Here is a 26,528-nt window from a genome sequence, read left to right as displayed (position 1 = left end):
TTCCTTCACAGGGAAGTTAAGAGGTAAGGCCGGCCAGGGTCGGCCATGCCCGGTCATTGTCGGCGATCGTGCGCGTCGCGCAGGGCGGCCAGGGAATGTTGAGGGCCGCATCGTCCCAGCGCAGACCGCGCGCGGAAGCGGGGCGGAACGGCGCGCTCATCTGATACAGGACTTCGGTGCCGGCCTGCAGGCTCTGGAAGCCGTGCGCCATGCCGGTGGGAATATATAACTGGCGGCGGTTCTCGGCCGACAGTTCGGCGTGGAATGCCTTGCCATAGGTGGCCGAGCCTGGCCGCAAGTCGACGATGACGTCAAAAATCGCGCCGCGCGTAACCCGCACCAGCTTGATTTCTTGATCCGGCGCGATCTGGAAGTGCAAGCCGCGCAAGGTGCCGGCGCGCGGATTCCAGGACACGCTTTGCTGCACGAAATGGCTCACCAGGCCATCCCGCGCGAACTCGTCTGCGCAGACGGTGCGCGCGAACAGGCCGCGCTCGTCCTCGACCGGATCGATGTCGATGAGAAATGCGCCGGCCAGCGGTGTCGGGGTCAATCGCATCAGGCCACCACGTGGATGTGCGGGTTGGCCAGCAGGAATTGCCCGCCCCAGTCGCGGATGCCGGCCATCTGGCTCATCAATTCGTCCTTGATGTTCCACGGCAGGATCAACAGGTAGTCGGGACGCGTCTCGAACACGGCGTCCGGCGCGCGCACCGGGATGCGGCTGCCTGGCAGCAGCTTGCCTTGCTTGGCGGGATTGCTGTCAACCACGTAGTCGATGATGTCGGCGCCGATGCCGCAGTAGTTGAGCAGGGTGTTGCCCTTGGCTGCCGCGCCGTAGGCGGCGATGGTCTTGCCCTGGTCCTTGGCGTCGATCAAAAAGCGTTGCAGCGCGCGCTTGGTGGCGCGCATGCGCTCGCCAAAGCCGGTGTAGGTGTCCAGGCGCATGAGGCCGGCGGCCTGTTCCTGTTCCAGGCAAGCGGCGACCTGCGCCGTGGTGGCGTGCGCCGCCCCTGGCAGGCAGGCGTGCACGCGCAGGCTGCCGCCGTGGGTAGTCAAGTGCTCGATGTCGAACACGCGCAGGCCGGCGCGCGCGAACACGGGCATCAAGGCGGTCAGGGATAAATATGCATAGTGTTCGTGGTAAATCGTGTCGAACTGCTGGTCGGCGATCAGGCGCAGCAGGTGGGGAAATTCCAGGGTGGCCACCGCTTGCGGCTTCATCACGGCCGGCATGGCGCCGACGAAGTCGTGCAGGTCGGGCACATGAGCCAGCACGTTGTTGCCCAGTAAAAGGTCGACCTGTTCGCCCTGCGCCGCCAGCGCGCTTGCCGTGGCGCGGTTGAAGAACAGTTCGCGCGTGTCGATGCCGCGTGCGCGCGCCGCCGCCGCCGTATTGCCGCTCGGTTCGATGCCGATGCAGGGAATGCCCGCTTGCTGGAAGTATTGCAGCAGGTAGCCGTCGTTGCTGGCGATTTCCATCACGCGGCTGGACCCGTTCAAGCCAAGCCGCGCCGTCATCTGGTCGACGTAGGCGCGCGCGTGCGCCAGCCAGCTGCTCGAAAATGAGGAGAAATACACGTAGTTGGCGTGGAAATGCAGTTCGGCGCGGGTGGCGTCGGCCAGTTGCACCAGCCAGCACCGGGCGCACACCATGGCGTGCAGCGGATAGAACATCTCGCCCTCGGCGGCCTGGTCCGGCTCGACAAAGGCGTTCGACACGGGCGAGAGGCCCAGGTCGGCAAAGCTGTGGTGCAGCGGTGCGCCGCAAGCGCGGCAGGAGCGGGCGGGCGTCGTCATGCGCAGAAATGCTCCAGTTGTTGTTCGGTAAAGGCGCGCATGTCGCGCTCTTCGTGCGCGGCGGCGTACCAGGCGGCCGTCTGTTCGATGCCGGTCGCCAGCGGCCAGCGCACTTGCCAGTCGAGCTCGTGGCGCGCCTTGCTTGAATCGAGGTAGAGCAGGGCGGCTTCCCGGGCGGCGTGCTGGTCGCCGTCGAGGCGCCATGCCAGCTGCGGCCAGTGGGTTTGCAAGCGTTTCAACAGGGTCGCGACCGACAGGTTGTCGGCGGCGTCGGGGCCGAAGTTGTAGGCGCCGGCGCAGGAAGCGTCGCCGGCCAGCAGGCGCGCGGCCAGCAGCAGGTAGCCGTGCAGCGGTTCGAGCACGTGCTGCCACGGGCGGGTGGCGTTGGGACTCCGCACCGGCAGCGCGCTGCCTTGTTGCATGGCGCGCACGGCGTCGGGAATCAGGCGGTCCGCGCTCCAGTCGCCGCCGCCGATCACGTTGCCCGCGCGCGCGGTGGCGATCAGCGGGCCGTTTTCGCTAAAGAAACTGCTGCGGTAGCTGTGCGCCACCAGTTCGGCGCCGGCCTTGCTGGCGCTGTACGGATCATGCCCGCCGAGGCGGTCGTTTTCGCGGTAGCCCCAGGGCCAGTGCTGGTTCTCGTAGCATTTGTCGGTGGTTACCACCAGCGCGGCGCGCACGCTCGGGCAGGCGCGCAGCGCGTCGAGCACGTGCACGGTACCCATCACGTTGGTCGACCAGGTCGTTACCGGGTCGGCGTAGCTGTGGCGCACCAGCGCCTGGGCCGCCAGGTGCAGCACCAGTTCGGGCGCGGCCTCGGCCATGGCGGCGGTGAGGGCGGCCTGGTCGCGCACGTCGGCGATGTGGTGGCGCGCCAGGGTGTCGCCCACGCGGGCTAAGCCGAACATGGTGGGCGTGCCGGATGGGGCCAGCGCATAGCCGGTCACGCGCGCGCCCAGTCGCGCCAAAAACAGGCACAGCCAGGCGCCCTTGAAGCCGGTGTGGCCGGTGACGAACACGCGTCGCCCGTGGAACGCGTGCGCGAGCGCGTGCATGCCGCGCATGTCACTCATGCCCAGACCTTCCATGGCGCCGTGCCCGACTGCCACATTTCTTCGAGCATGTTCTTTTCGCGCAGGGTGTCCATCGGTTGCCAGAAGCCGGCGTGCTCGTACGCCATCAACTGGTTTTGCGCGGCCAGCGCCTGCATCGGTTCGACTTCCCAACTGCAATCGTCGCCGTCGATCAGGTCGACCACGTCCGGTTGCAGCACGAAAAAGCCGCCGTTGATCCAGCCGCCGTCGCCCTGCGGTTTTTCCATGAAGGCGGTGACGGCGTCGCCCTGGCGCACCAGCGCGCCGTAGCGTCCGGGCGGCTGCACGGCGGCCACGGTCGCCAGGCGGCCGTGGGCGCGGTGAAAGGCGATTTCGGCCGCGATGTCGATGTTTGCCACGCCATCGCCGTAGGTGAAGCAGAAGGGCTTACCCGGTTCCAGGTATTCGCGCACGCGCTTTAAGCGCCCGCCGGTGAGGGTGTCGGCGCCGGTGTCGACCAGGGTCACGCGCCACGGTTCGGCGTGCCGTTCGTGCACTTCCATGCGGTTGTTCTGCATGTCGAAGGTGACGTCCGACATGTGGAGAAAATAGTTGGAAAAGAATTCCTTGATCAGGTAACCCTTGTAGCCGACGCAGATGATGAACTCGTTCACGCCGTGGTGCGAGAACACTTTCATGATGTGCCAGAGCATCGGTTTGCCGCCGATTTCGATCATCGGTTTCGGCTTCAGGTGGCTTTCTTCGAGAATCCGCGTGCCGAGGCCGCCGGCCAGGATGACGGCTTTCATGGTTGCACTCTTTCGCTACTGTCGCACCCGCTGTTGCACCACTTTGCCCACATGCCCCGGTAGGCATCTTCCAGGTGGTGGGTGAAGCGCGCCATGTCCATCAGGGGACTGGCGCGGGTGCGCTCGCGCAGGCCGTCGCGCAGGCGACGCAGGCGCGCCGGGTCGCGCGCGATGTCGACCGCGATGGCGACATAGGCCGCCTCGTCCTCGCCGATCAGCTCGTCAAGGCCGCCGTTGTGCAGGATCGTCACGCCCAGGCGCGAAATGAAATTGCTGCCGGCCAGGGTCACAAAAGGCACGCCCATCCACAGGGTGTCGAAGCTGGTGGTGCCGCCGTTGCACGGGAACGGGTCGAGCGCGATGTCGATCCGGTTGTACAGCACGAACTGGTTCTTGCGGTCGTTGGCGATCAGGACCAGGCGCGCCGGGTCGATGCCCAGGCGCGCAAAGCGCTGTTCGACGCCGTCGCGCATGCCGGGGTTGTCCAGGCCGAGAATTTCGAGCATCAGGCGCGACTCGGGCACTTGCGCGAGAATCGCGGCCCACAGCACGATGGTCGGGTCGCTCACCTTGGCGTAATTGTTGAAGCAGCCGAAGGTGATGAACCCGTTGTCCTCAAGCGGCGGATGGTCGATCACGGCCGGGCTGTTGACGTGCGCGGCGTAGCAGCAAAACACTTCCGGCAGGCGCCACAGGGTTTCCACGTTGACGTGCTCGCTCTGGCCCGGCGGCTCGGCCCAGGCGTCGGTCAGGCGGTAATCCATGCTGGTAAGGCCGGTGGTGGACGGGTAGCCGATGTAGGTCAGCTGCACCGGCGCCGGCTTGCGGGCGAAGGCCAGCAGGCGGTTGCCGGACGTGTGGCCGGCCAGGTCGACCAGGATGTCGATGCCGTCGGCGTGGATGCGCTCGGCCAGCTGCTGGTCGGACATATTGCGGCACGGTATCCAGTGGTCGGCGTCAGCCTGGATGCGGGCCGTGAATTCGTCGTTGATCACGTGGCTGTAGTAGCAAAACACTTCGACCTGCGCCTTGTCGTGGCGCGCCAGGATCGGTTCGATGAAGAACGCGACCGCGTGGCGCCGGAAGTCGGGCGAGACGTAGCCGATTTTCAGGCGTTTGGCGGGGTCGCGCCCGGGCGCATGGACGAAGCGCTCGGCCGCCAGGCTTGGTTCGAACTGGGCGGCGAAGCGCAGGTGCAGTTCGAACAATTGTTGCTGGGTGATGCCGGCCGCGTACTGCATCGACAGCAGCAGGTTGTTATGGGCCGCCGCGTAGTTGGGCGCGATCGCGATGGCGCGCTCGTACATCTGGCGCGAGGCGTCGGGTTTGCCCTGGTCTTTCAATGCGCTGCCGAGGTTGTTGTAGGCTTCGGCGAAGCCGTCGCGCAGGCTGATCGCCTTTTCGAAGGCGGCCACCGCTTCGTCGAAGCGGCCGCGTTCCTTGAAGGCCACGCCGAGGTTGTTCCAGGCGTCGGCAAATTCCGGCTTGCGCACAATCGCCTGCTCGAACGAGGCGATCGCTTCGACCGTGCGGTCCATATTGGCAAAGGCCACGCCCAGGTTGAAGTGGGCGGCGGCGCTGTCGGGCCACATGGCCAGGGTTTTTTCGCACCAGCGCAGCGCTTGCACGTGGCGTTGCAGCTCGGCGTTGGTCAGCGCCAGCATGGCGTAGGAGTCGGCGTATTCCGGTTTCAGGTGCACCGCGTTCTCGAAACAGACCAGCGCTTCTTCCAGGCGGTAGTCGGCCTTGTAGGCGACGCCCAGGTTGCAGTACGCTTCGGCGTAGCCGGGACGCACGGTGACGGCGTGCTGGAAGCATTCGATCGCTTGCCCGACCTGTTGCTGGTCGAGCAGGGCGCCGCCGAGGTTGTTGAGCGCTTCGGCAAAATCGGGCGCCAGCGCCAGCGCGGCCTGGTAGGCGGCAACCGCCTCGTCGAGCCGCCCCAGTTCCTTGAGCGCGATGCCCATATTGTTGTACGGTTGGGGCAGGCGCGGATCGCGCGCCAGTGCGCGCCGGTAGCAGGCCACGGCCTCGTCCAGCAGGCCCTGGTGCTGGCGCGTCACGCCGAGGTTGTAGTGGGCCGCCGCCAGGTCCGGCCGCAGCGCCAGCGCGGCCTCGAAATGCCCGGCCGACAGCGCCCATTGTTCCTGCTGCTGGTACAGCGAGCCCAGGTTGTTGTGCACTTCGGCAAAGCCGGGCTGGAGTTCCAGCGCCTTGACGTAACAGACCTGGGCTTCGTCCAGGTTGCCCATCAGTTTCAGGGTGTCGCCCAGGTTGCTGTAGGCCTCGGCATGCTCGGGCTGCAGCGCCAGCACCGCCAGGTAGCTGGAGAGGGCGTCGGGTAGCCGGCCGTCGTCGCGCAGGGCGTGGCCGAGCAGGAGGTGGGCGTCGATATTGTCCGGCTGCCCTTGCAGCAGGCGCGCGTAACTCGCTTGCAGCGCGGGCAGCAGGCCCAGGGCGCGGTAGCTGGCGTCGAGCGCGACGTAATACGGCGCGCGGCCCGGTTCCTTGTCGATCGCGCGTTGCAGCGCGTCGATGGCGTCGGCGTGGCGTGCGCCTTGCTGGTAGAGCAGGGCCAGCAGGTGCAGGGCTTCAGCCTTGCCGTCGAGCTTGCGGTACAGCGCTTCCGCCTGCTCCAGCCGTCCCGCCCGGTGATGCTCCATGGCCAGGGCGAGGGGAGAGGGTGGAGCGTAGGAAGCGGGTTTTTTCATGGGCGCGGTCAGTTCCTCGGTCAGGCAAGTGCGGTCAGTCGGCGATCACGACCCGGTTCTTGCCGGTTTGCTTGGCCTGGTACATGGCTTTGTCGGCGCGCCGCACCAGGCTGGCCTGGTCTTCGTTGGGGCTGCGCAGGGCCACGCCGGCGGAAAAGGTGATCAGCACTTTTTCGTTATCGTGCAGGAAAAAATGCTTGGTCAGGTCGCGTTGCAGGCGGGTCATGGTCAGCGAGGCCGCTTCGACCGTGGTTTCCGGCAGCAGGATCAAGAATTCCTCGCCGCCGAAGCGGGCGATCACATCCATCGAGCGGATGGTTTCCTTGACAATCTTGACCAGGTGCTTGAGCGCGTTGTCGCCGGCCAGGTGCCCGTAGGTATCGTTGAGGCGCTTGAAGTCGTCCAGGTCGAGCATGGCGATGCACAGCGGGGTGCCGCGGCGGTCCGAGCGCGCCGTTTCGCGCTCGAAAATATCGTCCAGGCCGCGCCGGTTCAGGCTGCCCGTCAACTGGTCTTCGCGCACCAGTTCGCTCATGTGCTGGAGCTTCGCTTCCAGGGTGTGGATGCGCTGCTCGGCTTCCTGCACTTCCTGGCGCGCCAGCACCATGCGGTCGCGCGACTTGAGCGCTTCGGTCTGCACCAGGCGCGTTTCGCGCAGCACTTCTTCGAGGATGATGTTCAGCTCGGCAATATTGTCGGTATGGCTGATCTTTTCGGAAAAGCTGCCGATCTTTTCGTGGAAGTCGCCGGTCGTGGTGGCCACGGAACTCAAGCGGTCGATGAAGGTGAGCATCATGTTCTTGACCGTCAGCTTGACGTCCGACAGGCTGTGCTTGAGCTGGCTCTGCTTGTAGATGACTTCTTTCAGGCTGCGGGTGGCGTCTTCCAGCGCGCGCTGGTCGATCGGGCCGGCAATGAGTTCCTGCACCGAATCGATCTGGCCGCGCAGCCAGCTGTCGTCGTCGAGCAGTTCGCTGACGTTTTCCAGCAGCAGCTTGAACAGGCGCAGCAGCAATTCCTGCTGTTCGCCGACGTCGCCGCTTTTGACATCGATCTGGTAACACAACTGCTTGAGGCGCACGCTGACATCGTTCAGGGCATCCTCGCTGGTGGCCACCTTGACGGCGGCGCCGAGCGCTTCGGCTTCGACCATCAGGGCCGGGGTGTCGGCCAGCAGCGAGGCGACCGCGACGCTCAGGGTGCGGCTGAGCAGGTCGCGCAAGACCTTGGCGTCGGGCGCGTCGGACAGGGCCGACAGCGAGGCCAGCTCGATGCCGCCACCCTTGCGCAAGTGTTTCTCGACCAGCTGGTTCAGGTTGCGCGCATAGCCCTCCCAGTCGCGCGTCTTGACGGCGCGCGCGAAGCGGCGGCCGAAGTCGGCCAGTTCGCCCGGCGTTTCGCTCAGCTTGCTGGCGAAGTCGCCCAGCACGTTTTCGGCGCCGGCGTCGGGCGCGGCCTCGGGGGCGGCGGCCTCGGGGGCGCGCGCCGGCGCCGGGGCGTCCGCGATGCCGGCGATCTCGTTATAGATTTCGCGGTAGGCTTCCGGAGTCGGCGCGATCCGGCGCGTGGCCAGGCGGCGGAAGGCTTCGCGCGCGATATCAGCCGGATTTTGCGCGGCGGGATTCTGGGCGGCGGTGGGCGGAGTTGTAGCCATGTAGAACAGTGCCTCGGTCAGGTTCGGCGATGATGTGCCAATGATAAGCGTGTTTGTTTCCTGCCATCTCAGGAAAAGAGCGGATAAAGCATCTTACTCCAGAGCATTAAGCTGGCGTGCGGCGCTGGAAAATACTTATTCGATCAGCTGGTTTTTGATCGCATAGTGCGTCAATTCGGCACTGTTTTTCAGTTTCATCTTGACAAGCAAGCGCGAGCGGTATTCGCTGATGGTCTTTACCGACAGCGACAATTCCTTGGCGATCGCCCCCACCGTCTTGCCCGAGGCGATCATGGTCAGGGTCTGGTATTCGCGGTCGGACAAGGTGTCGTGCAGCGGCGTGTCGTGGTTTTCGCCAACCGCGCTGGCCAGTTCCTGGGCCAGCGCCGCGCTGACGTACTTTTGCCCGCCGGCGACCTGGCGGATGGCGGTGACCAGTTCGCGCGGGGCGCTCTGCTTGGTCAGGTAGCCGGCCGCGCCGGCCTTGAGCGAGCGGATCGCGTACTGGTCTTCGCGGTGCATCGACAGCATCAGCACGGCCAGTTCGGGATGCTCCTTCTTGACCAGCTTGAGCACTTCGATGCCGCTGCGGTCGGGCAGGGAAATATCGAGCAGCATCACGTGGCACCTGGCCTTGCGGATGTGCTTGATCGCGTCGACCCCATCCTCGGCCTCGCCGGCGACGATGATGTCGGGCGACTCGGCCAGGATTTGTTTCAAGCCCTCGCGCACGATCGCGTGATCGTCGGCGATGAATACCCGGATGATGGCGTTGTCGGTCATTGCTGCTTCTTTACTTTACTGGGTGGCGTCGGGCGCCGCCGCGTCGGCCTCGGCGCCCTGATCCGTCATTATCGTCGTTTTGGCCGAACTGAGCCTGATTTTGATGCTCACCACCGTGCCGCCGCCGGGGGCGTGCGCCAGGGTCATGGTGCCGCCCAGCGCCTGGGCCCGTTCGCTCATGCCGCGCAGGCCGAACGATTGCGGCTTGTGGCGGTCGGCCTGGGCGATGCCGGCGCCGTTGTCGGTGATCGTCAAGACAATGTGCTGGCGCAGCAATTGCAGGCGCACCGCAACCCGGCTCGCGTGCGCATGCTTGGCGATATTGGTCAGCGCTTCCTGGAAAATCCGGAACAGCGCCGTCGCATGGTCCAGGTGCAGGTCGATTTCCTTGTCGGTGCAGGCAAAGCTGCAGGCGATGCCGTTCTGCTTTTCGAATTCCTTGATCTGCCATTCGAGCGCGGCGACGATGCCGAAGTCGAGCATCGAGGGGCGCAGGTCGAGCGAAATACGGTGCACCGCATCGATGGTGCGGTCGACCAGCGCCTCGACATAGGCGGCCCGCTCGGCCAGCTGCGGCTGGTCGGGCGGCAGGCGCTGGGTCAGCATCATCAGGGCCATCTTGATGGCGGTCAGGTTGCCGCCCAGGTCATCGTGGATTTCGCGCGCGATGCGGGTGCGCTCCTGTTCCTTGACATGCTCCATGTGCGCGGCCAGCTCGGCCAGGCGGGCGCGCGAACGGGTCACTTCCAGCTGTTCGAGCTTGCTGGCGGTGATGTTGGTCATCACTCCTTCCCAGTGCACGCTGCCGGGATGGTCGGCCATGGCGCGCGGGGACGAACGCAGGTTGATCCATTTCTGGTCCTTGTATTCGTGGATCCAGACCCGCCCTTCCCAGTTCCAGCCCGCCAGGCTGGCGGCCGAGGCATGCATGGCGTCGAGATAGCTCTTGCGGTCTTCCGGCACGATCAGCTCGATGAAGCGCTGCGGTTCGGCCTGCAGTTCGGCGGCGGACAGGCCGAGCAGGGCGGCGCAGCCGTCGCTGACGTAGGGAAAGGCCACGCGGCCGTCCGCATGCAGCTCGAACTGGTACACCAGCGCCGGGGTGTTGCTGACGAACGCTTTCATGGCGTGGGCGATGGTGGGGGGAACGGGGCTCATCTAAGTGTCGGCGGAAGAAACGATGGCTGGAATCATACGGTAAAACCGGGCTGGGCCGCATTTCCTTGCTCCCCATCCATGCAGCACTTTTATACAACACAATTTGACAATTCAATTTGACTACCGGGAATCATTTCTATAAAACAATGTCTTTACATTTTTTCATCACAGGCACATTCCATGGCAAATTCCATCGTTGGCGATAACAGCAGAAACATCTTGTGGGGTACCCCGGGCGCGGATGTTATCGACGGCAGAGGCGGCGACGACGATCTGTATGGCATGGAAGGCAACGATACCCTCGCCGGCGGCGACGGCGACGATACCCTCAGCGGCGGCGCCGGCGACAACCTGCTGGCCGGCGGCGCCGGCGACGATCTCTATCTGTTCGCCGGCGGCGGCGTCTCGATCGTCGACGACGCCGCCCGCCCGGACGGGACCTCCGGCAATGTGCTGCGCTTCGCCGCGGGCGTCTATCCCAGCCAGGTCCAGGTGGTCAACACGGGCGACGCGCGCCATCTGTACGACGGCAGGGGCGGCCAGGTCACCTTGCTCAACCAGGGCGCCGGTGTCAGCTGGGTCGAGTTTGCCGACGGCAGCATCAAGACCATCGCCCAGTTGAGCGAGCGCGCACCGGTGCTCACCATGCCGCTGTCCGACGCCGCTGCCAGCGCCGACATCGGGTTCACGCTGCAGCTGTCGGCCAGCCACTTTTTCGACCCCGACGCGGGCGACGTGCTGAGCTACACGGCGCTGCGCGCCGACGGCGCCGAACTGCCGGCGTGGCTGCGCTTCGACGCCGCCAGCCGCACCTTCAGCGGCACGCCGGGCCTGGCCGACATGGGCGTGTTCGACGTAAAAGTGGTCGCGACCGACCGCAGCGCGCAGTCGGCCAGCGACATTTTCCGCCTGACCGTCAACGGGCCGAACGTGGCGCCGGTGGTGGTGGCGGCCAGCGCCGGCGCCAGCGTGGCCGAAGGGACGGCCTTTTCGCTGCCGGCGCCGGTGTTTGCCGACCCTAACCCGAACGATACGCTGGCCGTCGTGCTCACGCGCGCCGACGGCAGCGCCGCGCCGGCATGGATGGCCTACGATGCGGCCAGCGGCAAGATCACCGGCACGCCCGGCTTCCAGGACAGCGGCAGCTACCAGCTCAAGGCCAGCGCGACCGACCGGGGCGGCTTGACGACATCGAGCGAGTTTGGCATCGAGGTGCTCGACGTCAACCGCGCGCCGGTGCTGACCAAGGGCTTGCCCGACTTTAGCGCGGTGTCCGGGCACATTTTCGGCCTCACGCTCGGCGCGCGCATGTTTTCCGACCCCGACAGCGGCGATGTGCTGACCGTGTCGGCCTCGCTGGCCGGCAATGCGCCGCTGCCGTCATGGCTGCACTTCGTGCCGCATCCGACCTTGGGTGGCAGCTTTACCGGTTTCCCGGCCAGCGCCGACGTCGGCACGTACGAGCTGGTCATCACCGCCACCGACAAGCAAGGCTTGCGCATCAGCGACAGCGCGCGCATGACCATCGAGCAGAACCTGGCGCCGGTGTATGCCGGCGGCGGCGCCAACGCCACGCTGGCCGAGGGCGGCAATTTTTACCTGCGTCCGGCCGCCTTTACCGATCCGAACCAGTTCGACGCCGTGAGCCTGAGCATCACGCGCGCCGACGGCAGCGCACTGCCATCATGGATGGCTTACGACGTGCGCAACAACTACCTGAGCGGCAGCGCCGGCTACGACGACAGCGGAACCTATGCGCTGAAGGTCACGGCCACCGACCTGGGCGGCCTGACGACGTCGCACCCCTTCGCTGTGATCGTCGCCAACACCAACCGCGCGCCGGTGCTGGCCGGCGCGCTCGCGCCCTTGGCGGTGACCGAAGGCATACCGTTCAGCTACAGCCTGCCGGCGGCAAGCTTTACCGACCCGGATGCGGGCGACGTCGGCGTCTACAGCGCCGCGCAACTGCCGGCATGGCTGGCGTTCGATGCCGCCACCCGCACGTTTTCGGGCACCCCGGTCTTCAGTGAGGCCGGCGCCAGCGTCGCCGTGCGCTACACCGACGCCGGCGGCCTGGCGGCGACGGCCACCCTGGCCCTGAACATCGGCCAGGGCGCGAGCGTGACCCTGACCGGCAGCGCCGCCGCCGACACCCTCACCGGCAAGTCGAACAAGGACACCTTGTACGGACTGGGCGGGGACGACACGCTTGACGGCGGCCTCGGCGCCGACACCCTGGTCGGCGGCGCGGGCAACGACAGCTACCTGGTCGACCAGGCGCTCGACGTGGTGAGCGAAGGCGCCGGCGCGGGCACCGACAGCATCTACAGCAGCGTGAGCTACAGCCTGCCCGCGAACGTGGAACACCTGATCCTGACCGGCAGCGCTCCCATCGACGCCACCGGCAACACGCTCAACAACACGCTCAGCGGGAATGCCGGCGCCAACGTGCTCAATGGCGGCGCCGGCGGCGACGTCATGATCGGCGGCGCCGGCGACGACACGTATTACGTCGACAGCACCAGCGACGTGACGACCGACATGGCGAACGGCGGTCTCGATCAGCTGTTCAGCTTGGTTAACAGGACCTTGGCCGTCCACATCGAAGTGTTGACCCTGACGGGCACGGCGTCCATCAACGGCACCGGCAATACAAGTAACAACCTGATCGTCGGCAATAGCGCGGCGAACGCCATGAACGGCCTGGCCGGCTACGACCTGCTGCTGGGCGGCGCCGGTAACGATACGCTGACCGACAACGGGACCGAGGCCAACCTGTTGAGCGGCGGCAGCGGCGCCGATGCGCTGGTCGGGGGCGCTGCCGGGGAACTGTTCATCGGTGGCGCCGGCAACGACAGCATCAATGGCCAGCAGGGGGCCGACGTGCACGTCTTCAACCGGGGCGATGGCCAGGATGTCCTGAGCGCCGTCGGCGCCACCGACGACACGCTCTCGCTGGGCCACGGCATCGCGTTCGCCGGCCTGGCCCTGAACAAGGTCGGCGCCGAGCTGGTCCTGACAATGGGCGCGGGCGACCAGATCACCTTCAAGAACTGGTACGGCAACAGCGGCGCCAGCGTCTCGACGCTGCAGGTGGTCACCGCCGGCGGCGTCGATTACCAGCCCGGTTCGGCCAGTGCGATCCACGACAACAAGGTCGAGCTGTTCGACTTTGCCGGCCTGGTCGGCCAGTTCAACCAGGCGCGCCTGGCCAACCCGTCCTTGACCAGCTGGAACATGGCGGCCTCGCTGGCGGCGTTCTCGCGCGGCGGCAGCGACACGGCCGCCATCGGCGGCGACCTGGCCTACCACTACGCGCAGGATGGCAACCTGGCGGCGCTGGGCATGAACGCGGCCCTGACCATCATCGGCAGCGCGAGCTTCGGCAGCGGCATGCAGACGCTGCTGGCCGGCGGCGCGCTGGTGGACGCTTCGCCGATGCTGTACTAAGCAAGCGCGTGCGGCCGGGAGACGCGTTACACTGGCGTCATGAAAAAACGCCTGTTCTCCCTGCTCGTGTGCATCTGCGCATGCCTGTGCGCCCAGCTGTGCCAGGCGGCCGACGCCCGTTTCACGGTGGTGACAATCGACCCGGCGCGCCAAGACCTGCGCCTGTTCCTGTACGACGAGGCGGGCCAGCCCTTCCAGGGCTTCGCCCGCCTGCAAGAATGGCTGCAAGGGCGCAAGCAGCGCCTGGTGTTTGGCGTCAACGCCGGCATGTACCATCCGGGGTTTGCCCCGGTGGGCTTGCATGTGGAAAATGGCAAGCAACTGGCGCTGCTCAACCTGGATGATGGCAAGGGCAATTTCTTCATGAAGCCGAACGGGGTGTTCGTGCTGGGCAAGGGCGGGCCGGCGGTGGTCGAGTCGTCGGCTTATCCATCGTACGCGGCCAAGGCCGTGGAGGTGCGCCTGGCGACCCAGTCTGGTCCGATGCTGGTGATCGATGGCCAACTGCATCCCCGCTTCGACCCGGAATCGCCGTCGCGCTACGTGCGCAACGGCGTCGGCGTGGTCGATGGCAAGGCGATTTTTGTGATCAGCAACGTACCGGTCACCTTCCACGAATTGGCCACCTACTTCCGCGACACGTTGCATTGCAAGAATGCACTCTACCTGGATGGCTCGATCTCGAGCCTGTTTTCGAGCGCACTCGGGCGCGCCGACGGCGCCGCGCCGCTGGGACCGATACTCGGCGTGCTGGAGTAACTATACCCGGCGGGCGCGGCGGGCCTGGCGATCAGGCCTGGCGTGCCTGGTCGCGCCGCTTGCTGCGCGCGACGCCGCCGAGCACCAGCAGGCCGGCCAGCAGCATGCCATACGTCTCCGGTTCAGGCACCGGCGAGGTGTTCTGATCGGTGTAGAAGGAGGCGGAGGTGCCGGCTGCGAGCACGCCAGTCCCGATCGCCGATCCCGTATCGAGCACGCCCTGCAGCAGTTCGCTGCGCGCCCCGGCGTTGGTCGAGAGCGTGGTGGAGAACGATTCGTAGCCCCTGACCCCATCGATGGTGGTTTCGAAACCGCCGCCCAGGGTGGCGTTAGCGGCCGTGTCCTTGATCCCGTTGTCCTGCACGAAGACCTCGGCCTCGGCCGAGAACAGCAGCCGGGTCGAGGGCGACAAGGTAAAGTGCAGCCTCTGGTTGGTGGAGACGAAAGAGGTCCACACGGGCAGGGGCGTGTCGATATGCATGTCGGAACGCATGCTGGTCGGCCCGTTGTGCGTGCTGGCGCCGCCGTAAGTGAACGGCTTGTTGACGGTCTCGAAGCGGTTCGAATAACCGGTCTCGTCGATGCCGGGGTCGGAAGAGAAGAAGCTGAGGTAGCCGCTGGCGCTGGTGCTGAAGAAGTCAATGCTTGGGCTGATGTTGTCGGTCAGGTCGAGGTCGATCAGCTGGAACTTGATGTTTTTCAGGCTGGCGGAAGCGTTGCCATTCGCGGCATGGGCCGGTGCGCAGGCCAGCAGGCCGGCGGCAAGCAGGCCGGCAACGATCTTGAGTGGATGGGCAAGCATGGGATTCTTTCGATGAGGATGGCGCATCCCGGCCGTGGCGGCCGGGTCGGAATGGTTGGGGCGGTGCCGGTTCATGCGGCCGGGGCCGCGGCGGCCTTGCGGCGGCGGCGCGCCACGGCGCCCACCACGGCGGCGCCGGCCAGCAGCATGGCGTAGGTGGACGGTTCCGGAACCGGCGGGGTCACTCCCATCAGGGTGGTGTGGGCGTCGAACGAGAATTGGCCGTTGCGTTGCGTGGCATCCGATCTCAGCGAGCCGTACAGATTGATGGTGGCCGAGGCATTTCTGTTATTGACCTCGTAGGACTTGTCGAATTGTCTATACTCCTTGCCATTCGCGTCCAAAAGATACGCCCGCATTGCGATACGACTGTCACTTCCCTCCAAGCCGCCATCACGTTGCTGCGCGATCTTGCCGACGGCGGTGAAGATCAACTCGGTATTCGGGCTCAGGATGAACTCGCCGACGCGCTTGCCATAGTTGCTGTATTCGTGACGAAGCTTATCCACAGGCACGGAATGGTCGAGGCTGACGTGCGAGAGCAGGGCGGTATCGGACAGCGTGCCGCCGGCCGAGCCGAACTGCGTCACGATCGAGGTCGTTCCCGATGCGCTGATTTGCTGGGTTTGCCCGTCGCCGGTGGTGGACAGCCAACGGGTGTCCACGCCGAAGGTGATCGAGGGAGCGATGCCATCGTTCAGGTCGAGATCGACGAGCCGGTACTGGAATTGCTCGATGCTGGCGCTCGCGGTGCTGGTGTTGGCCTGGGCGGGCGCCCAGGCGGCGGCCAGCGCGGCCAGTGCGCACAGGGTGCGTTTGTTGAAATGCGGGTGCATGCTTGCCTTTGGGGGTTGGCTGCCGTGGATCGGCAGGATGTTAACCAGAATACATGGCATATTGTCTGTTCAGAATGCTTTTTATGTAACACTGCATGCGTGCCATGCCGCGCAGGCTCCTAACCCAAAAAGCGCACGTCGAAGCCGCAGCCCCGGCCGGCCAAGCCGGCGACGATCCGGACCTCGCCCCGCATGCGGGCGCAAGCTTGCCTGACGATCGCCAGGCCCAGGCCGGAGCCTGGGGCGTCGTGTCCGCGCCCGCGGTAAAAGCGCTCGAAAATGTGCTGGCGCTGGTCTGGCGCAATGCCGGGTCCGTCGTCGGCGATCGACAGCAGCAGGTCGGCGCCGTCGCGCCGCAGGCCGACCTGCACGCAGCCGCCGGGCGGGACATAGCGCAGGCTGTTATCGAGCAGGTTGCTGACGATCGAGTGAAAAGCGGCCACTTCCACCGGCCAGTCCAGCTGGTCGGGCGCATCGAGCGAGAGGTCCATGCGGCGCGCCAGCGCCCGCCCCATTTGCTGCGCCAGCAACTGGCGCACGCAGCCGGCCACGTCGACTGTCTCGATGGTCGCGGGGGCCATCTCGTCGAGCGTGGCCAGTTCCAGCAGTTGGCCGGTCAGGTGCGAGGCGCGTGCAATGGCCAGGTTCAGATGCTCCTGTGCCAGCTGGCGTGCGGCCGGGTCGGCCGCGCGCGCAATGACGTGCGCCTGGGTCGAGATCACCGCCATCGGCGTGCGCAGTTCGTGCGCCGCATCCTCGATGAAGGCGCGTTCGCGCTGGGCCTTGCCGCGCAGGCTGGCCAGCAGTTCGTCGAAGGCCGCCACCAGCGGGCGCAACTCGCTGTATTTGGGATCCATGCCGATCGGCGAGAGGTCGTCGCGCCGGCGGGCGGCGACGCGCTCGGCCAGCAGCCGCAAGGGACGCAAGCCCTGATGCACGGCCAGCCACAAGGGCAACAAGACGCAGGGCAGGGAAATGAGCAGGTAGGGAATGAGGCCGCGTCCCAGGCCGCCCAGGGTGGCCGTGCGCGCCGGTTTGGGTTCGGCGATGCGCAGCGACCAGGCGGGCGCGGCACGCTGATAAATCCAGAAGGCGCCGTCCGCGCCGGCTGGCGGCGCCGGGCTGGCCTGGGCGAGCGAGGAATAGATCAGGCGGCCACGCTGGTCGCGTAGCTCGAACACCAATTCGCCCGGCAATTGCTTCGCATCCTGGCGCACCAGGTTGAGCCAGGTCGCGGTGGTGGCGAGCGCCGTTGTCACCTGCTCCGGGCGCTCGAGCCTGGTGAGGGCCGCGTAGAGCGCGTTTCCGATCTTGTGCAGGCCCGAATGTTGCTCGGTTTCTTGCTTGAACTGGATGTATTCATAGGCCAGCAGCATGCACCACACCAGCAGGAAGGCCATGCCGAGCGCGAGCATCACGCGCCGCGCCAGGGTCGGACGCGGCCAGGCGCTCATGGCACCAGCACGTAGCCGATACCGCGCGCGGTGTGGATGCGCTCGGCGCCGATCTTGCGGCGCAAGTTAGAAATATGCACTTCAATCGCGGCGAAATCGACCGCTTCGCCGAGCGGCTCGAGCCGCTGCGACAGCGCGCCCTTGGCCACCACCGCGCCCGGTTCGCGCGCCAGTTCCAGCAACAGCTGGAATTCGCGCGGCGACAGCTTGAGCGCTTGCCCGTCGAGCTGCGCCAGATGACGGCGCGGCTCGATCGTCAGCGCGCCGATGGTCCATTGCTCGCTGGCCTGGCGCGCGTAGCGCCGCAAGACCGCGCGCAGGCGCGAGATCAGCTCTTCGGTGGCGAAGGGCTTGACGATGACATCGTCGGCGCCGCCGTCCAGGCCGGCGAGCCGGTCCTCCAGCCCGGAGCGCGCCGTCATCACAATCACCGGCACCGCGTTGGCGGCCCGGCGCCAGCGCGCCAGCAAGTCGAAACCGCAGCCATCGGGCAAGGTCAGGTCGAGCAGCACGCAGTCGAACGCCGTGTCGTGAAAACAGCGCGGCGCGTCGCCGGCGCGGCGTAGCCATTCGCTGCTGATGCCTTCGGCTTTGAGGGCGCCTTGCAGGGCGCGCCCAAAGTCCAGATCGTCTTCAATGAGGAGTAGATGCATGGGCCGATTATACCGAGCTCAACCTTAACGCCAGCCAAAGGCCTCCGCGCGCCGGTCTTTGGCAAAGCCGAAGGTTGGCGTTTGCATAATGCCGTTGCCGCCTGCGTCGCCAGGCGGTCATGCGACCTTGATCGGCCATGTTTGCTCACTTACCGGAGGCACGATGCCACACGCAACCCCCTTGACCCGTTTTTCGCTACCCCGCCTGCTCCCCGGCGCCGCGCTGGCCATCCTGCTGGCAGGCTGCGGTGGTACTTCTTCCCCGCCAGCACAGCCTGCCCAGCCCGCCAGGGACGACAACGCGGGCGGGCGCGGCGCGCTGCTGCGCAATTCGCCGACGCGCCTGCTGTCGCTGGACGTGGCCGGCGTCGGCGCGCAGCTCAACAAATTCGGCTCGCAATTGCTGGTGGTGGCCGGCGCACCCAAATGCGGCATCGATTTTTTGCAGATTGCGTACAACACGGTGGGGGCGGCGGGCGAGGCGACCACGGCATCGGCCGCGCTGATGGTGCCGAGCGGTGCCGATCCGGCCTGCGCTGGCGCCCGTCCGCTGGTGCTGTACGGGCATGGCAGTTCCTTCCAGCGCAAGCTGAACATGGCCGCCATCGCGGACCCGGACAACGAGGGCGCGGGCCGGGCCAGCACGCCGGCGGCGCTGTATGCGGCCCAGGGCTACATCGTGGTCGCCCCCAACTATGCCGGCTACGACAGCTCGGCCTTGAACTACCATCCGCACCATATTGCCGAGCAGCAGTCGAAAGACATGATCGACGCGCTGGCAGCCGCGCGCACGGCGCTGGCAGGGCTGTCCCGTCCGGTAGCGGAGAATGGCAAGCTGTTTATCACTGGCTATTCCGAAGGGGGCTACGTTGCCATGGCAACCCACCGCGCCATGCAGGCGGCCGCCATCAAGGTGACCGCGTCGGCGCCGCAAAGCGGCAGCTATGCCGAGAGCCTGGACTACGAGGCGCTGGCGACGCCCGGCCTGCTCGACCAGCCCGGCGCGTTTTCTTTCTCGACCCAGCTCCAGCTGGTGATGCAGATAACGGCCTGGCAAAAAGCCTACGGCAATCTGTATGCGGCGCCGGCCGAGGTGTATTCCCCGACCTACGCCGGGGCGATGGAAACCCTGTTGCCATCGAGCAGGATGTGGACGACGCTGGTGGCCGATGGCAAATTTCCGCCGTATTTCCTGAGTACGGAGATGGCCAATTACGCCGGCCTCGATGACGCGCGCCGGGCGCAATTCGGCACCCCGGCGCAAAGCCTGATGACCGCCGGCTACCTGGGCCGCGTGCTGGCCGATATCGCCGCCCATCCCTGCCCGGTGACGTCGGCGTTGGCGCCGCTGGCCTGTACGCCGGCCAATCCGATGCGCGCCGCCTGGCTCAAGAACGACTTGCGCACCTGGACGCCGACGGCGCCGATGTTGCTGTGTGGCGGCAATGGCGATCCGGAAGTCGGCTTCGACCATGCGCGCCTGACGCACGCCTATTTCAAGGCCCACGGCGGCACGGCGCAGCTGCTCGACGTCGATTCGCCGGCTGGCGCGAACGATCCGTATGCACGCCCGAAAAATATCTTTGCCGCCATCAAACAGGCGGTCATCGACAGCGGCGGCGATCCGGGCACGGCCGACAATTACCATGGTTTCATGGCCAACGTGGCGTGCGAAGTGGCGGCGCGCGATTTCTTCAGCCGCTTCTAGCATGATGCCCGCCCGCGTGCGGCAAACTGTCTCGTTCGGGCGTCTCGTTTCGTCGCATTCTGTCTGCTTTTGTCTCATGTCCCCTCGCTCCTTGCTCGCCGAAAAAACGAGACAAGATGAGACAAGATGAGACAGCAAAACGAGACAGCTTGCCGCAGCCAGGCGTACCGGCCACGGCGCGCATCCCCGGCAAATTTCAGCTCTTCGCTGGCAAGGGGGGCGCGCCCCCCCTCCGTTCAAGCCTTGCGCGCTTTCCCGCGCGCCGCGCCGATCACCAGCAGGCCGGCCGCCAGCATGGCGTAGCTTGCCGGTTCAGGTACCGGCGACGCCAGCGGCGCCATGCTCAAGGCGTTAATGAAACGCGCAGTGGTGCTGGCGGTCAGGCTGCCGCGGCCGATCGACGCCCCCGTGTCCACCGAGCCGAACAGGAATCGGCTGCGCTCGCCTTTGGTGTTGCGCAGAGTCATGCTGACGGTCTCGTTGCCGAATACCCCATTGATCAGCATATCCATACTGGCGCCCAGGGTCGCGCTCGACCATGCCAGCATGATGCCTTCGTTCTCCAGCACCGTATCGGCTTGTGCCGAGAACGACAGCCGGGTCGATGGCGACAGGACGAAGCTCATCGTCTGCGAGGCGGTGGCGGTCGCGTTCAGGTTCGCTTCGACCACGTCCGCCTGCGCGCCGACCTGCAGGCTGGTGGGGGTGGCGCCGGCGCTGACCGTGGCATCCGGAACGCTCCGGCTGATGCTCTTGAAACCCGACGAGCTGCCCTGGGCGTTGTCGCTGCCGCTGCGGATGAGGACCGATTCGCTGGCGCTCTTGCGCGAAAACGTGATGCTCGGCGTGATATTGTCGGTCAGGTCGAGGTCGATCAGTTCGAACTGGATATTGCTCAGGCTGGCAGAAGCCTTGCCGTGACCCGCATGGGCCGGTGCGTACGCCAACATGCCGGCGGTAAACAGGGCGGCGGCGATCGTGCATGGATGGGAAAACATAGCGGTCTTTCTGTGTGGAAGGCGATGCCCGGTCGCGGCGAGCGGGCGTGAATGTTTCGTGGCGCTGGCGCTCACGCGGCGTTGCAGGCAGGTGTACGGCGTCGGCGGCGCGCCATGGCGCCCACTAAAACTGTGCCAGCGAGCAGCATTGCATAGGCCGACGGTTCGGGCACGCTACTGATCTGCCCGGCAAGCGTCGCTTGCGTCACCACGTCGAAATTGCCGCTACGTACAAATTCGTCCGTGCTCAGCGATGCGTACATGCGCAGCGTGGTCGAGCCGGCATCGGTCTGGTAGCTTTTGCTGAACGAATCGACCCAGTCGCCGGATTCGTCCAGCAACTTGCCGCGCATGGCGATGCGGGCGACCGAGGAGTCGAACACACCCAGGCGGTTTTCGGACACGCTGCCCAGCGCGGTAATGATCATTTGGGTATGGGGACTGAGGGTGAAATTCGTGATGCGGTAACTGTTCGTGGTGTACTGGTGGGACTTGCCATCCTTGACGGCCGGATGATTGACACTGGCCGAAGACGACAGGGTGCTGTCGGAAGCGCTGCCGCCGGTCGCTCCGAAGCTGGTCGTGATCGAGGTCTTGCCCTGTACTGTGTAGACCTGGCGCTGAGCGTCCCCGACAGAGTCGACGCCCCAGGACTGCTGGGTGAAGAAGAGGGAGGGAGTCACGCCATCGGTCAAGTCCAGGTCGACCAGTTCGATATGGAATTGTTCGATGCTCGCTTTCGCCGTGCTGGTCGCCGCATGGGCGGACGAGCACATGGCGGCCAGGGCGCAGAGTGCATAAAGGGAAATTTTGTTGACGTGCGGGTGCATAGCTGCCTTATGAGAAATTGACTGACGAATTGAGACAAACTATTGATCAGAATACATGACATTTAATACATAGTGATATGTCAATATGTTTTGGATGCCAAGCGAGGGCAATAACTGTTGCAAAATGGTGCGATCGGGAGGGCGCGGCGGCGGCTGAGGCATGGCCGCAGGGCGCGAGCGCTGTGGATACGGGGGGCAACACCGGCAGCAGCGCACCGGCCAGCGAGTTGTCAGGCAGTTGTGAGGAAGTTAACGGCGCCGCGCGCGCCACATGGCCGCGAAACGGCGCAGGATGCGGGTCGGGCGCAGGCTGTGGCGTCCGCCCCGGGAGCGCCGGCGCCAGGCCGCCAAAGCCCGGCGCAGGCGCGCGCGCAGGCCCAGCACGCTGCGGCTGGTGCGCTGGTAGGCCAGCGTGCGCTTGAGGGCGCCCACCCATTTATCCTTGAAGGCCATGAACACGCCATGCCAGCGCGCGAACCAGGCCAGGGTCAGCAGGCTGGGCAGGGTCAGCGCGTACAGCCGCGTGACCGCCGCCGCGCCGCCGATCTTGGCCAGCACCATCGCCAGCACCCCGCTCACCACGTGGCCGTTGGCAATCGCAAGCAGGGCCAGCAATTTCACCGGAAACAGCAGGATGGCGGGCAGCACGAATGCGCACAGGGCCGCGTACGGCGGCAGCGCCCGGATGCGCGCATCGAGCCCGCGCACCAGCGGCCAGCGCGCGATGGCCGCGCCAAGGCGCTTGCCGGTGTCCCACAGCCATTCTTCCAGCAGCAGGATCAGCGCCGCCAGGTACAGCAATGGTGCAAGCAGGCGCGAGCGGGTGCGCGTGGGTCGAGTCATGGTCCTCCCTGTGATGTTTCATGATACGTGAAAAGGATGGGCGCCCCCGAAAAGGTATCGCCCGGACAGGATGCGCGTGGGCCATTACAATGGAACGCATGAATAAAGCATTTGTCAAAGAATCCGATAATGACGACGAGGAAGCCATTGCGCTTGCGCAAGCCATTCCCGTGGGCGCCAAGAATTACATCACGCCGGCCGGCTACCAGCGCATCAAGGATGAACTGCTGCAACTGATCGACGTCGAGCGGCCCGAGGTGGTCAAGGTGGTGCACTGGGCCGCCTCCAACGGCGACCGCTCCGAGAACGGCGACTACATCTACGGCAAGCGGCGCCTGCGCCAGATCGACGGGCGCATCCGCTTCCTGACCAAGCGCATGGATTCGGCCGCCGTGGTCGATCCGAGCGTGCAATTCGGCAACGACCAGGTCTTTTTCGGCGCCACCGTCACTTACGCCAACAGCGCGGGCGAGGAACACACGGTCACCATCGTCGGCATCGACGAGCTCGACCCGCTGAACGGCAAGATCAGCTGGGTCTCGCCGGTGGCGCGCGCGCTGACCAAGGCGCGCGAAGGCGACCTGATCACCCTGCAAACGCCGCTCGGCCCCGACGAGCTGGAAGTGCTAAGCGTGCATTATCCGGCGCCCGTCGCGGACTGATTTTTCATTTTTAGCGAGTTGCCGATGTCGATTTCCCACGCCACTTTCAACCACGCACTGCGAATACCGCTGGCCGCCGAAGTCCATTCGCGCCCCTCGCTGCGCCTGAACGGTCCCGAGACGCTGACCCACCTGGCGGTGTACGCGCGCCACGAGGACGATGCCGAGGCGCACCAGCTGGCGTCGCAAAACCAGTTGCTGGCCGGCCTGTGCCAGCATTTCGGGGTAGCATCGCCGCATCCGGAAGCGCGCTATTTCTTCCACGATTTCGGCAGTTTTCGCCTGCAATGGGAATCGCACACCGAATTTTCGACCTACACCTTCGCCGAACAGCGCGCCCACCCGGTCGCGGCCGAGCACGCGTTCGACCAGGCGCCGCTGCGGCATATTCCCGATGAGTGGCTGCTGGGCCTGGAAGGCAAGGTGATGGCCGCCACCCACGTCAGCCTGCAGCAAGTGAGCGCTTCGCTGACCGAGATGCGCCATGTGTTTGCCGGCAACCTGCTGGTCGGCTGCGACAGCCAGAATTTCGCCAAGGTGTGGACCGATTTCGCGATTGCGCCGGACGGCTTCGGCCGGGTGGTGATCCAGGACCTGGGCATGCAGTACCAGCAGGCCGGACGCCTGGTGCAGCGGGTGCTGGAAATCGAAACCTACCGCATGATGGCGCTGCTCGGCTTGCCGCAGGCGCAGCAGGCGGCGCCGGTGCTCAACGGCATCGAAGCCGAGCTGGCACGTTTGTCCGCGGGCATGAGCGACGCCGGCGATGGGGTATCGGACGCGGTCGCCGGCATCCCCGACGCGCCTGACGACGAGCGCGAGTTGCTGCACAAAATCACGGTGCTGGCGGCGCGCATGGAAAAGCTGGCGCTGGAAAACAGTTACCGCTTCGCCGCGTCAAAAGCGTATTACCGGCTGGTGCAGGCGCGCATCGAGGAGTTGCGCGAAACGCGCATTCCGGGCGTGCCGACCATCCGCGAATTCATGGACCGGCGCCTGGCCCCGGCGATGAACACGTGCGAGTCGACCGAGCGGCGCCAGCAGGCGCTGGCCGAGCGCATCGGGCGCAGCAACGACTTGCTGCGCACGCGCGTGGGCATCGTGCAGGAGCAGCAGAACCGCCGCATCCTCGAGTCGCTCAACGCCCGCGCGGCCCAGCAGTTGCGCTTGCAGCAGGCGGTCGAGGGCTTGTCGGTGGTGGCCATTTCCTACTACTCGATCGGGCTGATCGCGTATGCGGGCAAGGCCATGAAGGCGGCCGGGGTGCCGCTCAATCCCGACATGCTGACCGGCGCGGCCATGCCGGTGATGCTGGCCATCGTCTGGCTGGGACTGCGGCGCATGCATCACCATGTGAGCCGCTGAACTTATTCGCCGGCCAGTGTGGCGCGCCCCGGCTGCTGGTCAACCGGCTGGCCGGGGGCGAAGATCCAGGACGTCGTTGAGAAGGCCAGGTCGGACCAGGTCATGCCATCGTCGTCCGATTCGCTGCGCAGTACGGCGCTGACGGTGCACACGGGCGGCCTGACGTGGTGCGGATCGCCGCCGCCGCAGCCGTCAGGCACGACCGGGTATTCCAGCGCCAGTACCTTGCCGCGCCGGGTCGCCGCGACCAAGGGCTCAACCCCTTTCCCCCACACCTGCTTGCTGCGCGCGAGCGCCTGCGCAGCCTGGCGCGGCAGCGTGCCGGGATACCAGATCTTGTCCGGATACGTCAAGCGGCTAAAGTGCTTGCGCTGTTGGTCGAGCATGCTGATGCCGATGTAGGGGACGCCGTTGGCGATGCCGGCGCTGCCGCAGTGCTCGTCGCGCTTGGGACGCGGAACGTTCGCCATGAAGGACAGCAGGGACAGCTCCGGCTCTACCTCGATGGCGGCCGTGCCGGGTGCGGCGACATAGGCGATCGAGACCAGCGGCATGAACATCGACCTCGCGCCGCCCCATTCGCGCTTGACTTCGTCGTCACTCGACTGCTTGCCGGTGAGAACAAACTCGGATTGATCGGGCAGGCGGCAACGTATCAGCATCGGCGTGCCCTGTGCCAGCCGGGCGCGCCGGTCGCGGCGCCGGTCTTCGTCCGGGGCGAAGGCGGGCCTGGCGGCATCGGGCTGGTCCAGCGCCGATTTGCCGATGGTGAACAATCTGGATGTCTTGCTGATGACCGGCTCGCTCCAGCTCACTCCTTCATCGGTCGACTGCATCCGCACCACGTGCGACAGTGGAGCGCTCTCCATGCCGGCGCCCGCGTAGTAGCCCCGGTAGCGGCGCGTGAATGCTTCTTCCAGCATCCATGTGGTGCCGAGTGCAGCGACGCGTTGATAGCCGGTATACGTCAACACTTCCGGTGCGGCGTTGCGATTGGCCTCTGTTTGGACCGCTTCGTCGCCACGGCGCTGCGCTGTCAAGGCCACGATCTGGCCCTTGACGATACTGCGGTACTGCCCGTCGTAGGTGGGCGGCACATGGACCGCATCACCGCTGGCATAGAACCTGGCGCACATGCTTGCGGGCGTGGCTGCGTGGTCCGCGTTTTTCAGGTCTGTCTTGCCCAAATCGAGCGCTGCGCCGCCGCCGGCCGGCAGGTAGCGGGTATCGTAGCGGTCGGCGCATTTTTGCCCCCGCACGCCGGGCGGCGCTTTGCAGTGTGCTTCCATCACAATCCGGCCGCCCTGGGGCAGCACGCATTCGAGGCGCTCGCGGGCAAAGCCGGAGGGCGCATGCAGGGCCAGCACCAGCGCGGCGGCAAGGGTGGTTTTGATGCGGTGCAGACGGTCGGTCATGGTTTTTCGGACGGTTTGGCGTCGTTGTCGTCGCGGTTGCGGTAATTGCTCAGGCTGCGTGCGGAAGGGCGGGCAAGGCCGGCTTGCCGGGCGAACGCGACGCCGGTCTTGAAAAAATAGGGCGTGCTCTCGATGCTGGCCGCCTGCCAGGTGTCGCCGCGGTCGCCTGAAGTCAGGCGCAGCACGGCGCCGACCGGACATTGCAGGGCGTCCTGTGCGGTGCAGCCGGGAGCGTCGGCGGCGTACAGGGGTAACTCCTGCACCAGCTTGCCCTGGCGCATGGCCAGGGTGCCGTGGCTGCCCATCAGATGCAGGCCGCGCTGGGACAGCAGGGCGTCGATCCGCTGTTGTTCGGCCGTGTCGAACCCGGCCTTGCCGGTGCGGGCCGGCACCCAAAAGCGCTGTTCACCCGGCATGCGCAGGGAAGACCCCGTGCCCGGCTGGCCTTGATGCAGGCCCAGGCGGGAGCACAGCAGTTCCAGGTTGGTGCCTTCCCCCAGCGGGCGATAGGCCAGGCTGGCGCCCGTGCTCACCAGCCTGGCGCTGCCGCGTGCGCGGTAATCCACCGTGAAGTCCTGCTGGTCGTCGCGGTTGCCGCGGCGGCCGCTGAAGTCTCCTGGCATCGCCCAGTCATGCTTTGCTTGCAGCACGAAGCCGCTACCGTCCGGCAAGTCGCATTCGACTGTCTCGGTGCGCTCGACGGCGCTGGCCGCCCCGCTCAGTGCGAGGGCCAGCCAGAAGGGCAGTGTGTGAAAAAAACGGCGATATCCCATGGAGCGGCATGAAAAGTTAGCAAGATTGTAA

22 protein-coding genes are annotated in these 26,528 nt (G+C 66.0%); 5 read left to right on the top strand and 17 right to left on the bottom strand.

The genetic code is table 11. The features are described 5' to 3' along the window. Positions 1-16: 16 nt before the first annotated feature. The 8 genes from rfbC to F0185_RS28820 all read right to left on the bottom strand — a co-directional run bounded on the left by rfbC (position 17) and on the right by F0185_RS28820 (position 9,949). Positions 17-559: a dTDP-4-dehydrorhamnose 3,5-epimerase gene (gene rfbC, locus F0185_RS28855; protein ID WP_167230911.1), complete on the bottom strand. Its 543-nt coding sequence runs from the start codon at positions 557-559 to the stop codon at positions 17-19. Further along, entirely contained in the window at positions 559-1,800 is a 1,242-nt protein-coding gene (locus F0185_RS28850; RefSeq protein WP_167230908.1) for a class I SAM-dependent methyltransferase, read from the bottom strand. The genes rfbC and F0185_RS28850 overlap by 1 nt, the downstream gene beginning before the upstream one ends. Next, positions 1,797-2,864, bottom strand: a complete 1,068-nt coding sequence (rfbG, locus tag F0185_RS28845; protein WP_229477252.1) for a CDP-glucose 4,6-dehydratase — start codon at positions 2,862-2,864, stop codon at positions 1,797-1,799. The genes F0185_RS28850 and rfbG overlap by 4 nt, the downstream gene beginning before the upstream one ends. 5 nt (positions 2,865-2,869) lie before the next feature. After that, positions 2,870-3,643, bottom strand: coding sequence for a glucose-1-phosphate cytidylyltransferase (rfbF, locus tag F0185_RS28840; RefSeq protein ID WP_167230906.1), 774 nt, complete (start codon positions 3,641-3,643; stop codon positions 2,870-2,872). After that, on the bottom strand, positions 3,640-6,354 hold the full coding sequence (locus tag F0185_RS28835) for a tetratricopeptide repeat protein (protein WP_167230903.1): 2,715 nt from the start codon (positions 6,352-6,354) through the stop codon (positions 3,640-3,642). Before F0185_RS28835 ends, rfbF begins: the two co-directional genes overlap by 4 nt. A gap of 34 nt (positions 6,355-6,388) precedes the next feature. Then, entirely contained in the window at positions 6,389-8,008 is a 1,620-nt protein-coding gene (locus F0185_RS28830) for a GGDEF domain-containing protein (protein ID WP_167230900.1), read from the bottom strand. Positions 8,009-8,143: 135 nt separating this feature from the next. Further along, positions 8,144-8,791, bottom strand: coding sequence for a response regulator (locus F0185_RS28825; RefSeq protein WP_167230897.1), 648 nt, complete (start codon positions 8,789-8,791; stop codon positions 8,144-8,146). Between the two features lie 15 nt (positions 8,792-8,806). Continuing rightward, the gene (locus tag F0185_RS28820; protein ID WP_167230894.1) at positions 8,807-9,949 is read right to left on the bottom strand and encodes a sensor histidine kinase; all 1,143 of its coding nucleotides are present in this window, start codon (positions 9,947-9,949) and stop codon (positions 8,807-8,809) included. A 180-nt stretch (positions 9,950-10,129) separates the two neighbouring features. Here F0185_RS28820 and F0185_RS28815 point away from each other — a divergent pair, with 180 nt between their 5' ends. Both F0185_RS28815 and F0185_RS28810 read left to right on the top strand, forming a co-directional pair. Beyond that, entirely contained in the window at positions 10,130-13,399 is a 3,270-nt protein-coding gene (locus F0185_RS28815; protein WP_167230891.1) for a putative Ig domain-containing protein, read from the top strand. Positions 13,400-13,438: 39 nt separating this feature from the next. Then, positions 13,439-14,158, top strand: coding sequence for a phosphodiester glycosidase family protein (locus tag F0185_RS28810; RefSeq protein ID WP_167230888.1), 720 nt, complete (start codon positions 13,439-13,441; stop codon positions 14,156-14,158). Positions 14,159-14,189: 31 nt separating this feature from the next. Here the strand turns inward: F0185_RS28810 and F0185_RS35045 are convergent, their stop codons facing one another. The 4 genes from F0185_RS35045 to F0185_RS28790 form a co-directional block, all read right to left on the bottom strand. Next, positions 14,190-14,960, bottom strand: coding sequence for a PEP-CTERM sorting domain-containing protein (locus tag F0185_RS35045; RefSeq protein WP_229477248.1), 771 nt, complete (start codon positions 14,958-14,960; stop codon positions 14,190-14,192). A 71-nt stretch (positions 14,961-15,031) separates the two neighbouring features. Further along, positions 15,032-15,796 (bottom strand): PEP-CTERM sorting domain-containing protein, encoded by a 765-nt coding sequence (locus tag F0185_RS34500; RefSeq protein ID WP_229477247.1) that lies wholly within the window; start codon positions 15,794-15,796, stop codon positions 15,032-15,034. A 119-nt stretch (positions 15,797-15,915) separates the two neighbouring features. Further along, the gene (locus F0185_RS28795) at positions 15,916-17,250 is read right to left on the bottom strand and encodes an ATP-binding protein (protein WP_167230882.1); all 1,335 of its coding nucleotides are present in this window, start codon (positions 17,248-17,250) and stop codon (positions 15,916-15,918) included. Continuing rightward, positions 17,247-17,903 (bottom strand): response regulator, encoded by a 657-nt coding sequence (locus tag F0185_RS28790; RefSeq protein WP_167230879.1) that lies wholly within the window; start codon positions 17,901-17,903, stop codon positions 17,247-17,249. Before F0185_RS28790 ends, F0185_RS28795 begins: the two co-directional genes overlap by 4 nt. Positions 17,904-18,066: 163 nt before the next feature. On the opposite strand from F0185_RS28790, the gene F0185_RS28785 reads away from it, so the two are divergent. After that, a complete protein-coding gene (locus F0185_RS28785; protein ID WP_167230877.1) occupies positions 18,067-19,611 on the top strand; it encodes an alpha/beta hydrolase family protein in 1,545 nt (514 codons plus the stop codon). Positions 19,612-19,847: 236 nt separating this feature from the next. Here the strand turns inward: F0185_RS28785 and F0185_RS28780 are convergent, their stop codons facing one another. The 3 genes from F0185_RS28780 to F0185_RS28770 all read right to left on the bottom strand — a co-directional run bounded on the left by F0185_RS28780 (position 19,848) and on the right by F0185_RS28770 (position 22,282). Next, the gene (locus tag F0185_RS28780) at positions 19,848-20,609 is read right to left on the bottom strand and encodes a PEP-CTERM sorting domain-containing protein (protein WP_167230874.1); all 762 of its coding nucleotides are present in this window, start codon (positions 20,607-20,609) and stop codon (positions 19,848-19,850) included. A gap of 71 nt (positions 20,610-20,680) precedes the next feature. After that, positions 20,681-21,439, bottom strand: a complete 759-nt coding sequence (locus F0185_RS35040) for a PEP-CTERM sorting domain-containing protein (protein WP_229477246.1) — start codon at positions 21,437-21,439, stop codon at positions 20,681-20,683. 249 nt (positions 21,440-21,688) lie between these two features. After that, positions 21,689-22,282, bottom strand: coding sequence for a hypothetical protein (locus F0185_RS28770; RefSeq protein ID WP_167230871.1), 594 nt, complete (start codon positions 22,280-22,282; stop codon positions 21,689-21,691). A 98-nt stretch (positions 22,283-22,380) separates the two neighbouring features. Between F0185_RS28770 and greB the strand changes: the two genes are divergently transcribed. Further along, entirely contained in the window at positions 22,381-22,944 is a 564-nt protein-coding gene (gene greB / locus F0185_RS28765) for a transcription elongation factor GreB (protein ID WP_167230868.1), read from the top strand. Between the two features lie 24 nt (positions 22,945-22,968). Continuing rightward, on the top strand, positions 22,969-24,309 hold the full coding sequence (locus tag F0185_RS28760) for a DUF3422 family protein (protein ID WP_167230865.1): 1,341 nt from the start codon (positions 22,969-22,971) through the stop codon (positions 24,307-24,309). A gap of 2 nt (positions 24,310-24,311) precedes the next feature. Here F0185_RS28760 and F0185_RS28755 read toward each other — a convergent pair whose 3' ends face one another. Further along, complete coding sequence (locus tag F0185_RS28755; RefSeq protein WP_167230863.1) at positions 24,312-25,724, bottom strand: hypothetical protein; 1,413 nt, start codon at positions 25,722-25,724, stop codon at positions 24,312-24,314. After that, positions 25,721-26,497 carry a hypothetical protein gene (locus F0185_RS28750; protein ID WP_167230861.1) on the bottom strand — a complete coding sequence of 259 codons (777 nt, stop codon included), beginning with the start codon at positions 26,495-26,497 and terminating at the stop codon, positions 25,721-25,723. Before F0185_RS28750 ends, F0185_RS28755 begins: the two co-directional genes overlap by 4 nt. Positions 26,498-26,528 lie beyond the last annotated feature (31 nt).

Origin of the sequence: Massilia rubra, from assembly GCF_011682065.1 — a bacterium.
GTDB classification, from domain to species: domain Bacteria; phylum Pseudomonadota; class Gammaproteobacteria; order Burkholderiales; family Burkholderiaceae_D; genus Telluria_A; species Telluria_A rubra.
This window is presented reverse-complemented; position numbering and strand designations above follow the sequence as displayed.